General features: G+C 66.0%; 3 protein-coding genes. All 3 read left to right on the top strand.

From position 1 onward, the window contains the following. The first annotated feature begins 63 nt into the window (after positions 1 to 63). From DKY63_RS31330 to DKY63_RS31320, 3 genes are read left to right on the top strand one after another with little or no spacing between them, the layout of a single operon-like run. A complete protein-coding gene (locus tag DKY63_RS31330) occupies positions 64 to 9,165 on the top strand; it encodes a non-ribosomal peptide synthetase (protein ID WP_110967683.1) in 9,102 nt (3,033 codons plus the stop codon). Positions 9,166 to 9,217: 52 nt separating this feature from the next. Further along, positions 9,218 to 13,054: a non-ribosomal peptide synthetase gene (locus tag DKY63_RS31325; RefSeq protein ID WP_110967682.1), complete on the top strand. Its 3,837-nt coding sequence runs from the start codon at positions 9,218 to 9,220 to the stop codon at positions 13,052 to 13,054. After that, positions 13,051 to 14,694, top strand: a complete 1,644-nt coding sequence (locus DKY63_RS31320) for a cyclic peptide export ABC transporter (protein WP_110967681.1) — start codon at positions 13,051 to 13,053, stop codon at positions 14,692 to 14,694. Before DKY63_RS31325 ends, DKY63_RS31320 begins: the two co-directional genes overlap by 4 nt. Positions 14,695 to 14,901: the final 207 nt, after the last annotated feature.

The raw sequence follows: 14,901 nt of genomic DNA, 5'->3' as shown, positions 1-14,901 counted from the left end.
CTTCGGAGTGCGCCGCCGGCGGCGCACGTGCCTCTTCGTATTTCTGGATTGAACACTGCTGCCATGCATGACCAAATCGAAAACATCTATTCGCTGACTCCCCTGCAAAAAGGCCTGCTGTACCACGAGGCCTATGCCCCCGAATCGCGGGTGTACTACCAGCAGATGAACATCGGCCTGGCCGGTGAGCTGGATATCGCTGCCTTCCGCCAGGCCTGGATGTCCCTGATGCAGCGCCACGGCGTGCTGCGCACCGCGTTCCTCTGGGAAGAACTGGACGACGCCTTCCAGGTCATCCTCAAGGACGTCGAACTGCCGCTGCGCGAAGTCGACCTGCGCGGCAACCCGCAAGGCTTGGCCGCACTGGCGGCGGAAGATCACGCCCAGGCGTTCGAACTGAGCGCCGCGCCACTGATGCGCCTGACCCTGGCCCGACTGGACGATCAGAGCGGGCAATCGCGCTGGTCGCTGCTGTGGACCCACCATCATCTGTTGCTCGATGGCTGGAGCGTCGGCTCGCTGCTGGCCGAATGGCGCGACCTCTATCGCGCGGCACGTCGTGGCGAAAAACCGTTGCTGGAGACCGTGCGTCCGTTTCAGGACTACGTGGCCTACCTCGGTGAACGCCCGGCGGCGGATGAGTTCTGGCGCAGTCGTCTGGCGGATTTCGCCACCACCACCCGCGTGCCCGAACTCGATCCGCGCGGCCTGCTGGTCGACCAAATCGACGCGCAGTTGCCCTGCACCGAGCACTCGCTGGCACTGGACGCCGCGACCACCGCGCGCCTGAACGGCTTCGCCCGGGACAACAACCTGACCCTCAACACCCTGCTGCAAGCGGCTTACGCTTACCTGCTGGGTCGCCACAACGGCACCGACGAAGCCTTGATCGGCGTCACCGTGGCCGGGCGTCCGCAGCGCTTGAGCGGCGCCGAGCGCATGGTCGGGCTGTTCATCAACACCTTGCCACTGCGAGTGCGTTGGGACGATGCACCAACCGTGGGCCAATGGCTGGCGGGCATCCAGGACTGGAACGTCGAGATGCGCGAGCATGAGCACACGCCGCTGGCGAGCTTGCGCGCGCTGACCTCACTACCCCCCGGTGGCGAGTTGTTCGAAGCGATCATGGTCTTCGAAAACTTCCCGTTCCCCACCGAACTGGACCAGATCGACGACAACCTGTTCGGCCTGCCCGATGCCGAGCACGCCGCGCCGCTGCGCCACACCGGCGGGCGCAACAACTACCCGATGTCCTTGATCGCCTCGCTGGAAGGCGACGGCCTGCAACTGCACCTGGTGCATCAGCGCAAACGCCTGTCAGACGCGGCCGGCGCGCGGCTGTTGCAGCAACTGGTCGCGCTGCTGAACGAAATCAGCCGCGATACTGCCCGGCCTCTGGCCGAAGTGCCGCTGTGCCCGGCGCAGGATCTGAACCTGACGCGTAGCTGGGGCAACGGTGCAACCCTTGAGTTGCCAACCGCCCCGCTGCACGAATTGATCGCCGCCCAGGCTCGCCGCCATCCCGAGCGCGAAGCGGTGCGCGATGCCAGCGGCGCACTGAGCTACGGCGAACTGCTGCAAGCCTCCAGCGATCTGGCCGGCGCCTTGATCCAGCGTGGTCTGCAACCCGGTGATCGCGTGGCCCTGGCCCTGCCCCGTGGCAACGACGCCGTGGTCTCGCTGCTGGCGGTGATGCAGGCCGGCGGCTGCTTCCTGCCGCTGGACCTGGGTCAGCCCGCATCGCGCCTGGGTGCGTTGATGGCCAGTGCCGACGTCGACTTCATCATCGGCACGCCGGCCTTCGACACCGCGTCCGCGCAACTGATCGACGCTTCGGCCCGTGCCGCCGGCATCGACCTGCCGGCGGTGGATCAACAGGCCTGCGCCTATGTGATCTACACCTCCGGCTCCACCGGCACGCCAAAAGGCGTGCGTCTGTCGCACCGCGCCATCGTCGCTTACGTCAGTGGCATTCTGGCGCAGCTGGGTTGCGCCGAAGCCGAACAACCGTGGCGCCATGCACTGCTTTCGACCCTGGCCGCCGACCTCGGCTACACCCAGCTGTTCGGCGCATTGGCCAGCGGTGGCAGCCTGTTGCTGGTGGACGACGATACCCGCGCCGATCCGAACGCATTGGCGCAGCTGTTCAGAGAATTCACCCCGGATCTGGTCAAGCTCACACCGAACCACCTGCACGGACTGCTGGCGGCCCATCCGAATGCGGATCTGCTGCCCCGTCGTGCCCTACTGCTCGGTGGCGAAGCGCTGCAAGGCAGTTTGCTGGACAACGTCCGCGCGCTGCGCCCGGAGCTTGCGGTGTACAACCACTACGGCCCGACCGAAAGCGCCGTGGGCATTTGCCTGTCGCGCATCGACCAGCCACTGGCCGGGGTCCAGCCGCTGGGCCATCCGCAACCGAACCGCCAGTTGCGCGTGCTCGACAGCCACGGCCAAGCCGTGCCGGTCGGCGTTCCGGGCGAGCTGTGGGTCGGCGGCGAAGGCCTGGCCATCGACTACCTGGGCGATGCGGCACAAACCGCCGCCCGTTTCACCGCCGTCGCCGACCTGTCCCGCGCCTACCGCACCGGTGACCGTGTGCGCTGGCTGGAATCCGGCGAACTGGCGTTCCTCGGCCGCGTCGACAATCAGATCAAGTTGCGTGGCTACCGCATCGAGCTGGGTGAAGTCGAAGCGCAGATCAAGCGCCTGTCGGGCAACATCGAGCAAGTGCTGGTGCGCGTGGTGCAACCGGCCAACGAAACGCCACGGCTGATCGCCTGGGTGGTGGCCAGCACCTCGCTGTCCACGGAAAAACTGCGCTCCGACCTCGCCCTGCGCGTACCGGACTACATGGTGCCGGCGGACTTCATTGCGCTGGACGCGATCCCGCTCAACGCCAACGGCAAGCCGGACATCGCCCGCCTGCCGCTGCCCGACGCGCCAGTCAGCCAGGACAGTTACGTGGCGCCGCGCGACGCGGTGGAAATCGCCTTCGCCGAGATCTGGCAGGACGTGCTGCAAGTCGAGCGCGTGGGCATCCACGACAACTTCTTCGCCCTCGGTGGCGACTCGATTCTCAACCTGCAAATCATCGCCCGCGCCCACCAGCGCGGCATGAAGCTGCCCCCCAAGCAGCTGTTCGAAAACCGCACCATCGCCGAGATCTCGGCGGTGCTCGGCCAGGGCGCGAACTATAGCCGCGACACCGCCGCTGTCGCCCGTCATGTGCCGCTGACGGCGGGCCAACATGCACGCCTTGAAGCCGGTCCACTAACGGCTGACTGGCGTTGCGTGGCGCTGCACGAACAGATCAGCGTCGAAGTACTGAACCGCGCGGTGCTGGCCTTGCAGAAGCAGCACCGGGCGCTGCAACTCGGTTTGGCCGAACAGGCCGATGGCCGCTGGAAACAGACGCTGCCGGGCACGCCGAAAGCGGTCAGTGCCAGCCGTCAGCCGCTGAACATCGACGACTCGAAAGCGCTGGCCGAGCTGGCCGAAACCACCCTCGCCAAGCTGGACCACAGCGCCGGCGAAGGCTGGCACGCCTGCCTGTCGGAACAGGGCGACGCCGTACTGCTGGTGACCCATGCCCTGCGTCTGGATGCCGCTTCCTGGGCGTTGCTGATGACCGACCTGGCGCTGGCCGTGGCGCAGGCGCAACACGACCGCGCCATCGAGTTGCCGCATCACGGCGGCCATCCGGACGAATGGGCCGAGCATCAAGCCACCCGCGCCGCTGATGAAGACGGCCTGGAATCGGCCTGGGAATACTGGCTGCAATATGCCGGTGAAAGCGCCTCGCCTGCCCCGCAAATGGACGCCCCGGCATCGACCAGCCACGTGCACATTGCCGAATCGCTGAGCGCTCGCCTGAACCTGCTGCAACGCCGCAGCCATGCGCCGTGGTCGTCGTTGGTGGCGACAGCCGTCGCCGTGGAGCTGGCAGAACACAGCGCTGTTCAAGACGTCTGGCTGAGCCTGGATCGCGGGCGTTGCGAACGTGCGCGCTTGCCGCTCACCAGCGCCCTGAGCCGCACCGACTTCGACCCGGCCACGGTGATCGGCGCCCTGAGCCACGCCGTTCCCCTGCGCCTGAGCATTGCCCCGGCCGCCAACGCCGCCGGCTGGCTGGCACAGGTCGATGCGCAACTGGCCGCCGCGCCCCACGCCGGTGACGACTACGGCGTGCTGCGTTACCTGGCCGACAACGACTACCTGCGCGAACCGCTGCTGAGCCTGCCGCAACCGGCGGTGCATATCGTCATGGCCGGCGACTGGCTGGCCCACGAAGGCCCGTTGGGCGACGTTATCGCCGCCGGCGCGCCGCTCGATGCCAGTGGCCTGACCCTGTCCGTCAGCCTGCAACAGGGCTACTTGCATATCGATTGCCGTGGTCCCGGCGCCGAACATTGGGCCCAGGCGCTGGAACAGCGCCTGAACCAACTGGCCGACGCCGCCGAGCACGCCAGCCCCGGCGCCCACGCGTTCCCGCTGTGCCGGGCCGCCGGGCATGACCTGTCCGTGCTGGGCGCGAATTTCGACTGGGCCGGCATCGATGACCTGCTGCCCCTGTCGCCGATGCAGGAAGGCATGCTGCTGCACACCCTGCTGCGCCCCAACAGCGGCATCTACCTGATGCAGCAACGCTACCGCTGGGACGGCGAGCTGGACCGCAGCGCCATGGAATACGCCTGGGCGCAACAGCTGGCCCGGCACCCGATGCTGCGCACCGGCTTCTGGTGGCAGGACGGCAAGGCGGCGCTGCAATGCGTGTACCGCGACACCGACCCGGCCTTCGCCTGGTACGACTGGCGCCACCTCGACGAGGCCAGCCGCCAGCGCCAGATGAATGCGGTGCTGGACGCCGAATGCCGCCAGGGCTTCGACATGCGTCGCCCGCCGCTGACCTTCCTGCGGGTGTTCCAGGTGGCCGATCAGGAGTTTCTGATCGTGCGCAGTTTCCATCACATCCTCACCGATGCCTGGTGCTTCGGCCTGTTGATGGCCGACCTGTTCGCCCACTATCAGGCACGGGTGCTGGGCCAGCCGGCGGCGCGTCCGTTGCTGCCGTCGTTCAGCCATTACATTCACTGGCTGCAGTGCCAGGACAGCCGCATCACCGAAGATTTCTGGACCCGCGAACTGGCCGGTTTCAGCGCACCGACGCCGCTGGTGGTGGACCGCCCGGCCGTGGCCGAACAAGCGGTGGAAGCGGTGGCCAACCTCGACGTCACCCTGTCGATTGCCGACACCCGCGCCCTCACCACGCTGTGCCAACAGCATCAACTGACGCCCAACACCTGGATTCAGGGCGCCTGGGCCTTGCTGCTGTCCCGTTACAGCGGCAGCGACGACGTGCTGTTCGGGGTCACGGTTTCCGGGCGTCCGACCGAATTGCCCGGCGTGGAAGACATCGTCGGCCTGTTCATCAACAGCCTGCCGCTGCGGGTCAAGGTCGATGATGCGCAAGCTGTGGTGCCGTGGTTGCAGGCGCTGTTCGCCCACAACTTCGAGCTGCGCGCCTATGAGCATGCGCCGCTGGTGGACATCCAGCGCTGGAGCGAAGTCGAGCACGGTCGCTCGCTGTTCGACAGCCTGGTGGTGTTTGAAAACGCGCCGTTCGATGCCGGTCTGTCAGACCGTCAGGTGGACTTCAACGTCGACATTTACGAAGACCGCGTGCACACCAACTACCCGATGACCGTGGTGCTCTACCCCGGCGATCGCCTGGGCATTCGCCTGACCTACGATGCCGCGCGTTTCGACACCGACACCGTGCAGCGCATGCTCGGCCACCTGCGCCAGTTGCTGACGCAGATGGTCGCCGAGCCTGAAGCGCCGCTGGGTTCGCTGTCGCTGCTCACGCCAGAGGAACGCCAGACTTTGCTGGTGGACTGGAACCGCAGTGAGCTGGACTTCCCGCTGGACCAGACCTACGCGCAGCTGTTCGCCGGGCAGGTAGCGGCGAACCCGCAGCGCATCGCAGCCGTGTGCGGCGACGACAGCCTGACCTACGCCGAACTGGACCTGCGCTCCAACCGCCTGGCCCGCGCGCTGATCGAGACCGGCGCCGGTCGCGACACTCTGGTGGCGCTGGTCGGCGAACGCGGCCTGCCGTTGCTGAGCATGATGATTGCCGTGCTCAAGGCCGGTGCCGCCTACCTGCCGCTGGACATCAAGCATCCGCCACAACGGCTGAGCGAGATCCTCGAACTGTCCGGGGCGCGGATCCTCATGACCTGCGCCAGTGCCGACCCGGTGATCGAACCGGCGCTGGCCGCCAGCAGCGTCAAGCCGCTGCGCCTGCGCACCCAAAACCTGTGGCTGGCGGGTGATGCCTCGCCGCTCAACGTGGCGGGCAGCCCGGACGACCTGGCCTACGTGATCTTCACCTCGGGCTCCACCGGCACGCCGAAAGGCGCGATGGTCGAGCAACGGGGCATGCTCAACAACATCTTCGGCAAGGTGCCGACCCTGGGCCTGTCGGGGGATGATCGCATTGCCCAGACCGCCTCCCCGGCGTTCGACATTTCGGTCTGGCAGTTCCTCGCCGCGCCGATCCTCGGTGCCACGGTGCATATCCTGCCGGACGTCATTGCCCACGACCCCGAGCGGCTGTTGCAGGCGCTGGAACAGCAGCGACTGACGGTGCTCGAAGCGGTGCCGACCATGATCCGCGCGTTGCTCGACCTGTCCGATGGCAATACGCAACTGGCGGCCTTGCGCTGGTTGCTGCCCACCGGCGAAGCCCTGCCACCCGCGTTGGCCCAGGCGTGGTTGAGTCGCTTCGGTCATGTCCCGCTGATGAACGCCTACGGCCCGGCGGAATGCTCGGACGACGTCGCCTTCCATCCGTTGACCCGGATGCAGGACGAAACAGGCAACGCAATGCCCGTGGGCCGGCCAACCGCCAACAACCATCTGTATCTGGTCGACAGCGCGTTGCGTGCGGTGCCGGTGGGCGTGCCGGGTGAAATCTGCGTTGGCGGTGTCGGCGTCGGTCGCGGTTACCTCAACGACCCGGACAAAACCCGCGCGGCCTTCGTCGACCATCCTTTCGAACCCGGTGCCCGCTTCTATCGCACCGGTGACCTGGGACGCTGGCGCGCCGACGGGGTGCTGGAATTCCTCGGCCGTCGCGACCAGCAGGTGAAGATTCGCGGCCACCGCATCGAGCTGGGCGAGATCGAAGACCATCTGGGTCGTCACCCCGCCGTGCAAGCGGTGGCGGTGATCGTCAACGCCGACCAGCGCGGCGACCTGCAACTGGTGGCCTACTGGGTCGGCGACGACACCCCGGTGGCGGCGCTGCGCGACTGGCTGGGCCAGCGCCTGCCGTCGTACATGGTGCCCGCGCACTGGGTACGGCTGGAGGCGCTGCCGCAGAACGCCAACGGCAAGGTCGATCGCAAGCAACTGACCGCACGCCAGCTGGACCATCAGGAGCTGAGCGAGCAACGGCCGCTGGGCAGTGAAACCGAGCAGCAACTGGGCGCAATCTGGGCGCAGATTCTCAACCTGAGCGCCATCGGCGCCGACGACAACTTCTTCGCCCTGGGTGGCCATTCGTTGCTGGCGACATTGGTGGTGTCGCGGATTCGCAGCCAGCTGGCGGTGGAACTGCCGCTGCGCGCGGTGTTCGATCACCCGGTGCTGGAAAATCTCGCCCGCGCCATCGACAACGCTCGTCTGCAAGCGGCGCCTGTCGCCCTGCCGGCCATCACCCAGGCGTCGCGTTCGCAAGCGTTGCCATTGTCGTTCGCCCAGCAGCGGTTGTGGTTCCTCGAACAACTGAACCCCGGCTCCAGCGGTTTCAACATTCCATTCGCCCTGACCCTGACCGGGGCGCTGAATGTCGAAGCGTTGCGCCTGGCATTCGAGCAATTGGTCGCCCGTCATGAAGTGCTGCGCAGCTCCGTGCACAGCGATCACGGCGAGCCCTGGCAGCGCATCGAAGCGGCGCAGCCGTTTGCCCTGCCGATCAGCGATTTGCAACAGGTCGAGGCCAAGGAGCCGGCGATTGAGGCGCAACTGGCCGAAGTCTTCGGCCAGCCGTTCGACCTGACTCAGGCGCCGTTGATTCGCGCACGCCTGCTGCAACTGGACGGGCAAACCCATGTGCTGGCCATCGCCCTGCACCACATCGCCGTGGATGCCTGGTCCATCGCGCAACTGGTGGAACAGCTAGCCAGCGATTACGCGGCGTTTGGCACCGGTTCAGCGGGCATCGAGACCCCGGCACTGCAATACGCCGACTTCGCCGTGTGGCAACGCACGCACCTGCCGGGTCCGGTCTGGCAGCAACAGCTGGGCTACTGGCGCCAGCAGTTGCAGGCCAGCCCTGCACCGTTGTTGCTGCCGGGTGCTCCGGCCCAGGGGCAAGCTCATGGGTGCGCACGCCATCGCAGTCGCCTGCCGGTATCGCTGGCCCAGGCCATCACGCAACTGGCGACAGCGCGCGAGGCATCGCCATTCATGGTGCTGCACAGCGCGCTGAACGTGCTGTTGCATCAACAGACCGGGCGCGACGACTTGCTGGTCGGCACCGACATCGCCAACCGTCACCATCAGCAAACCGAAGACATGGTCGGCTTCTTTGTCAACCAGTTGGTGCTGCGCTGCCGCGTGACGCCACAGCAGACCTTTGCCCAATTGCTGGGCGATGCCCGTCGTGTGGCGCTGGACGCCTTCGCCCATCAGGACCTGCCGTTCGATGCGCTGGTGGCCGACCTGCTGCCGCAACGCGATGCCCGCTACACGCCGTTCTTCCAGGTCAAGCTTGTGGTGCAGAACACCCGTCAGCAGGACTTGCAGCTGCCGGGGCTGGCGATCAGCGAGCGCGAGCTGGCGCCCCAGGCGGCGGATGTCGACCTGCTGATCAACGTGGTGGATGACGGCGAGGGCTTGCTGGTGGTCTACGACTACGACACCCGTCGTTATGCCGCGGCCTACATCGAACTGCTCGACAGCCTGTTCGTCTGCCTGCTCGAGCAGTTGGCGCAGAACGCCGACCTCAACGTCGCGCAGTTGCTGGCACCGCTCAATCAGTTGCAACAGTCCCGCCGCGAGCAGGCGCAGCAAGCGATGCGCGAAGCCGGCAGCGCTCGCCAGAGCACCCTGGGCCAGGCCCGCCGCCGCAGTGTCGTGAAGGATGCCGAGCAATGATTGCCTTCACTTTCGCGACCCTCAAGTCCCATTTTTTTGCACAGGTCTCAGCATGACTCAGACTCACGAAGACACGCCGTTCGAAGGTTTTGAACTGTCGCCGCAACAGGCGCACCTATGGCGTTTGCAACAGGGCCGCCTGAGCGCCCATGCGCAACGGGCCACCCTGCGCATTCGCAGCGAGCAGCCGCTGGACCGCGCCCGACTGGACGGCGCCCTTCAACAGCTGGTGCAACGCCACGAAATCCTGCGCACCCGCTACCAGCATCTGTCGGGGCTGTCGTTGCCGATGCAGGTGATCGACGATTCGTGCAGGGATCTGGCTTCGCTGGCCATCGAATTGCATCTGGAGGCCGATGGCCAAGCGGCGACGCTGCACCTGCCGGCACTGCATCTGGACAGCTCCAGCCTGGGTTATCTGGCTGAAGAATGGGCCTTGGGCTACTTGCAGGCAGCGCCTCAGGACCCGCCGCTGCAATACGCCGACTACGCGGCCTGGCGCCAGGAATGCGCGGACGACGAGCACAGCCGGCAGTTCTGGAATGAACAGCTGGGTGCGGTGGTGACCGACGTGCCGTTGCCTTGGCAACGGCAGAATACGGAGGCTTCAGGATCGTTCGAACCGGGCCGCCTGCCACTGGCGCTCGACGGCACGACAGCGCAGCGCTTGGCTGAACTGGCCACCCGCCTCGGTGTGAGTACCGGCATTGTCGTGCTCGCTGCCTGGGCGACCCTGTGGCAACGCTACAGCGAGGCCGAACGCCTGACGTTGGCCTGTGACCATCAGATGCGCCCGGATGCGCTGGGTGACGCCCTCGGCCTGTTCTCCGAGGCGCTGCCGCTGACCCTCGATACCTCGCCTGAACTGGCGTTTTCTGCGCTGTGCCAGCAACTGAGCGAGCGCGTCGGCCTTCTCAACGACGCACGGGACAGCTACCCGAGCCATCTGGGCAACGCACCGTCGTTGTCGGGTGTGGGCTATCGCGAGTTGGCCGTGGCGCCGCACAGCACCTTGAATGATGCCGGCTGGCAGATCGAACTGGCGGACAGTATCAGTGCCGATTGCGCCTTGCTGTTGCAGTACCAGCCGCAGTCGGCCAGTGCCTTGTCGTTGCATTTCGACGCGTCGCTCTACACGGTGGCCCATATCGAGATCCTCGCCGGGCAACTGCTGAGCGTTCTGGAACACAGCCTGCGCGAGCCTTCGGTCAACCTGAGCCGACTGGCCACCTGCAACGCCGACGAACTGCAGCAAGTGACCGGCGTACTGAGCACCTCGCCCGCGCTGACGCCGGTCCAGCAAGAGCTGTACGCCACGACCTTCACCCTGCCGAACCTGGCCGCCTGTTTCTCCCTCGGCTCGGCGGCCAACGCCCAGCGTCCGGCGGTGACCGGACCGAGCGGCACCTTGAGCCATGCCGAGCTGGAGCAACAGGTCAGCGCCCTGACCCAGCACCTGCTGGCGCAGCACCTTGAGCCCGGCACACGGATCGCGCATTTCCTGCCGCGCGACATCGATGCCGTGGTGGCGCTGGTGGCGATTCTGCGCGCCGGCGCCTGCTACGTGCCGATCGATCCGTCCTACCCCGCCGAGCGCATCGAACACATTCTGCGCGACAGCCAGACCCGCCTGATCTTGACCCATCAGGGCCGCGTGCAAGACCTGCCGGCCGCCTGGCAGGCGAACGCGCTGGCCATCGATCAAGCACTGCCGGTACCGTCGTTCCGCCCGGAGCCGACAGTTGCGCGGGAGCAGCCGGCCTATCTGATCTACACCTCCGGCAGCACCGGCCAGCCCAAGGGCGTGGTGATCAGCCATGCCAACGCCCTGCACTCGCTGGCGGCACGCCTGGCCGGCTATCCGCAGCCGGTGCAGCGCTTCCTGCTGCTGTCGTCGTTCGCCTTCGACAGCTCCATCGCCGGGCTTTTCTGGAGCCTGGCCCAGGGCGGCTGCCTGCACCTGGCCAGCGAAAGCGAACAGAAGGACCCGCTGCAACTGGCGCGGCTGATTCGTGCTCACGGCGTATCGCACCTGTTGGCGCTGCCGTCGCTGTACAGCTTGTTGCTGGATGAATTGGGCGACGAGCCAAGTCCGCTGAACACGGCGATTGTTGCCGGCGAAAGCTGCCCGCCCGCCCTGGTCGCCAGCCACTATGGTCGCCAACCCCAGGCGCAGCTGTACAACGAATACGGCCCGACGGAGGCTTCGGTGTGGAGCACCGTTGCCCTGTGCCAGCCTGACCAAACCGGCGGACCTGTGCCCATCGGCCGCGCCATTGCGCAGACGCGGGTGTACCTGCTCGACAGCGACGGCGCGCCGGTGGCTCGGGGGCTCAAGGGGGAAATCCACATTGCCGGGCCGGGCCTGTCCGAAGGCTATCTGGGCCTGCCGCAAATGACCGCGGAAAAATTCATCCGCGCCAGCCACCCGGCGCTCGACGGCCAGCGCCTGTACCGCACCGGCGATTACGCCTGGCAGGACCTGGACGGGCAATTGATGTTCCTCGGGCGCAGCGACGCGCAGATCAAGTTGCGCGGCTACCGCATCGAACTGGGCGAAATCGAAACCGCGCTGGTGAAGGTCACCGGCGCCAAACTGGCGGTGGTCCTGCTGGACAGCACCCAGGCCGAACCGAGCCTGCGCGCTTTCGTCGAGTCGACCAGCGTCTTGCAGGCCAATGCCGTGCGTGAATCCCTGGGCGCGCTGTTGCCGGCGCACATGGTGCCCGCCGACATCCAGTGGCTGGCGCAACTGGCGCGCACCGCCAATGGCAAGGTCGACCACCGTGCCCTGCTGGCCCGCGTGCCGAATCGCAGCATATCGGCGTACGCAGCGCCCGAAGGGCATGTGGAGCAAGTGCTTGCGGCCATCTGGCAAGAGTTGCTGCAGGTCGAAGTGATCGGTCGGCATGACGACTTCTTCGCCCTCGGCGGCCATTCCCTGCTGGTGGTGCGCATGACCGCGCGCCTTCGCGCCACCCTGGGCATCGAAGTGCCGGTGAGCGTGATTTTCCAGCACCCGACGCTCAGCGATCTGGCCGAACAGGTGGCGCGTCCCGCCGACCGCGCCGCCGTCATCACGCTGCAGGCCGGTATCGAAGGCCATACCCCGCTGTTCTGCCTGCACCAGCCGGCGGGTGGGGTTCATCATTACCTGCCGATGATTGACGGGCTGACCGACGAGCTGCCGGTGTATGGCATCACCCTGCCTGAATCCCTGCGCGGGCAGAGCCTTGCGGCGCTGGCCAGCGAATACCTGCCGGTGATCCGCGGTGTTCAGGCGCAAGGTCCGTATCGCCTGGGGGGTTGGTCCATGGGCGGCTTGCTCGCCCTGGAGCTGACCCGGCAACTGGAGGCACAAGGGCAAACGGTGCAATGGCTGGGCCTGTTCGACAGCACCTTCCACGCCGAGGACGATGCGCTGGAGTGGGACGCCTTGCTCGCCGTGCTCCAGCAGGAGCTGAGCAGCGACAGTCGCCAGCGTCTTGATTCGTTCGATGCTCAATGCCTGGCGCAACTGCGCGAAGCTACTGCTGCAATGGGACGCGTGGATCAGTTGCGCTTCGCCCTGCTGCAATGGGCCAGCGCCAACGGCCTGACCCTCAATGCCCCAGAGGCTTACGTCGAGCAGACCTTGAATGTGATGGCCGATGCACGTCGTTGGGTCCGCGAATATTCCGTGCCGTCAGTGGCCGCGACCCTGAACCTGTGGTGGGCCGAGCAAACCCTCGCCGAGCGCCCGGCGCTGCCGGCACAGTGGGACGCGATCAGCCGCCTGACCTGTCATCATCAGGTGGCCGCCGATCACGAGTCGATTCTCGGGCAACCTGCCTTCCATGAACAATTGAACAAGTCGCTGGCCACGGCCGCGACGGAAATCCGCGCATGAACCTGATTCTTTATCTCTACCGCCAATCGGCACGCCTGCTGGCCCTGGCCTCGATCACCGGTGCCCTGGGCGGCCTGGCCAGCGCCGGGCTGGTGATCCTGATCAACCGTGGGTTGGCCGATCCTGCGCAGTTGCCGGAACTGGCCCTGGGCTTTTTCGGGCTGTGCGCCGGCATGTTGCTGAGCAAGTTGTGCTCGGAACTGTCGCTGCTGCACCTGACCCAGAGCGCGATCTTCCAGATGCGCATCGACCTGTCGCGCAAGCTGCTGGCCACGCCACTCAAACGCCTGCAAGGCATGGGCAAACACCGCTTGCTGGTGATCCTCACCGAAGACGTGCACACCTTCACCGCCGCTTTCGAGTGGGTGCCGCTGCTGTTCGTCAATGCCGTGGTGACCCTGGCCTGCTTCGCATATCTGGCGTGGTTGTCGTGGTCGCTGCTGGCGATTCTGGCGTTGTTCCTGCTGGTGGGGTTGGTGGCGTTTCACTTGGCCGAACGCGGGCCGCTGGGCCATCTGGAAAAGGTCCGCCAGCAAAAGGACGTGCTCTACCAGCACTTTCGCAGCCTGATCGAAGGCAGCAAGGAATTGCAGCTCAACAATGCTCGGGGTGAGGCGTTCGTGGAACGGGTCATCCGCCCGGGTGCCGACGAGTTTCGCGTGCGCTTCCTGCGCGGCATGGCCGGGTATTCGGTGGTGGCCAACTTGGGCACGCTGCTGTTCTACCTCAACCTTGGCGTGCTGCTGTTCGTCGTGCCGTTCTGGCTGCCGCAATCGCCCACTGTGCTGGTCAACTTCACCGTGACCTTGCTGTATCTGGTGCGGCCGATTTCCGACCTGATGATCGCCCTCCCCTCGCTGCGCCAGGCCAGCATCGCGCTGACCCGCATTCGCCAGCTGGATGCGGAACTGAGCGCCGAGGAAAAAGCGACGGCCCCGACCGGTAATCCGTTCGCAAGCGACGGGCCGATGCGCCTGTTGCTCAACGGCGTGTGTCACCGCTATCCCGGCGAACACGAGGATCATCCGTTCATGCTCGGGCCCGTGGACCTGACGCTGGAACAGGGTGAACTGGTGTTCGTGGTCGGCGGCAACGGCAGTGGCAAGACTACGCTGTCGATGCTGCTGCTGGGGCTCTACGCCCCGGAAACCGGCTGTCTGGTGCTCAATGGCGTGGAAGTGGACGATGACAACCGCGAGCAATACCGCCAGCATTTCGCGGCGGTGTTTGCCGATTTCCACCTGTTCGAGCATTTGCTGGGCGACGACGGACCGGATGCCGAACATCGCACCGCCGAAGCGACCCGTTACGTGAAAGCCCTGGGGCTGGGGCACAAGGTCAGCATCGTCGACGACCGCTTCTCCACCGTCGACCTGTCCACCGGGCAGCGCAAGCGGCTGGCGCTGGTGTCAGCGTATCTGGACGACAAGCCGTTCTATCTGTTCGACGAATGGGCCGCCGACCAGGACCCGACCTTCAAGCGCGTGTTCTACATGGAGCTGCTTCCGGAGCTCAAGGCCCGGGGCAAGACCGTGATCGTGATCACCCACGATGATGCGTACTTCCAGCAGGCTGATCGGGTGTTGAAAGTCGAAAACGGCCGTTTGACCCAGGTTGAAGCTCACGCGGCGTATGCCTGATACGGGGTGACTGGAAAATCCCCAATCCCCTGTAGGAGCGAGCCTGCTCGCGATGGTCGTCAACGATAACGCGTGCTGCCTGAATGAACGTGTTGTCCAGACGTTTATCGCGAGCAGGCTCGCTCCTACAGGTTTTGCGTCGTTCTCACGCCCTGGAGGACCTGTTAACCTGCCGGGCCGTTTCGAGGGGGCAATGTCGTCTACAGT

Source organism: Pseudomonas putida, assembly GCF_003228315.1.
Classification (GTDB): domain Bacteria; phylum Pseudomonadota; class Gammaproteobacteria; order Pseudomonadales; family Pseudomonadaceae; genus Aquipseudomonas; species Aquipseudomonas putida_S.
Note: the sequence above shows the minus strand (reverse complement) of the source record. Positions and strands in the feature narration are given on the sequence as shown.